General features: G+C 53.7%; 3 protein-coding genes. 1 reads left to right on the top strand and 2 read right to left on the bottom strand.

Features of this window, described 5'->3' with window-relative positions:
• Positions 1 to 108: HAD hydrolase family protein (locus tag ACFPZN_RS56300; protein ID WP_378293680.1), on the bottom strand; the 108-nt coding region annotated here is incomplete at its 3' end.
• A gap of 119 nt (positions 109 to 227) precedes the next feature.
• Here ACFPZN_RS56300 and ACFPZN_RS56295 point away from each other — a divergent pair.
• Positions 228 to 521: a hypothetical protein gene (locus tag ACFPZN_RS56295; RefSeq protein WP_378293677.1), complete on the top strand. Its 294-nt coding sequence runs from the start codon at positions 228 to 230 to the stop codon at positions 519 to 521.
• Between the two features lie 26 nt (positions 522 to 547).
• On the opposite strand, the gene ACFPZN_RS56290 is transcribed toward ACFPZN_RS56295, so the two are convergent.
• The coding region (locus tag ACFPZN_RS56290; protein ID WP_465252316.1) for a Rop family plasmid primer RNA-binding protein at positions 548 to 739 on the bottom strand (192 nt) is incomplete at its 5' end.

Genomic DNA, 739 nt, shown 5'->3' with positions numbered 1-739 from the left:
CCCCGCTTCCTGGGCTCGTTTGAGGGCCTCAAGAGAAGAGGGGAGCAGGGTTTTCTGAGGGGTAAGCAGTGTTCCGTCTAAATCCAGGGCAATCACTCGCGAGGTCATTTTTTCTTCCGGGTTAATGTTGAATTTAAGGTCTGTCGGGATGGTACACCGAGAGCGGAACCCTGCAAAATCCCGGACTACAATTCAGCATTCACCGTTAAAAATAATCAGGAGTATTCATGAAACAAACCGTTTATACCGCCAGCCCGGAAAGCCAACAAATCCATGTCTGGAGTCTTGAAGCGGACGGCAAACTGACGCTGGTGCAGGTGGTTGATGCCGGGAAGTGCTCACCGGAGCAGATTAACGCGATGATTGAGGTGGTCAGCGAGCGGCACGGGGAAAGCGCGGTGAACGAGAAGCTGAAAGCGGAGCTGATGCGGGAATATAACAGCCGCTATTTTAACGTGCCGGTGCCTGAACTGCCGGAGGACAAACCCGCCCGCCGGTGGTGGCCGTTCGGCAAAAAATAACGCCAGCACCGGCATGGCCGGTGCTGTTATTCTTCCCCGAGCTTATCCCGCATCACCTGCCAGAGTGTTTCCGCATCCTCGTGAAGCCGTTCGCACATGTCGGCCGGGGTATCCATGTCCAGCTCGTTCAGCTTTTCCAGCAACAGCAGCGACTGATCCTTAATGAATTTAGCCATATTGAGGGCAGTTTTTTCCTGCTTCGTCATGTTCTCCATTCC

Source organism: Actinomadura rugatobispora (assembly GCF_042656285.1).
GTDB classification, from domain to species: Bacteria; Actinomycetota; Actinomycetes; order Streptosporangiales; family Streptosporangiaceae; genus Spirillospora; species Spirillospora rugatobispora.
The sequence above is the reverse complement of the archived record's forward strand: the minus strand, read 5'-3'. Positions and strand labels throughout refer to the sequence as shown.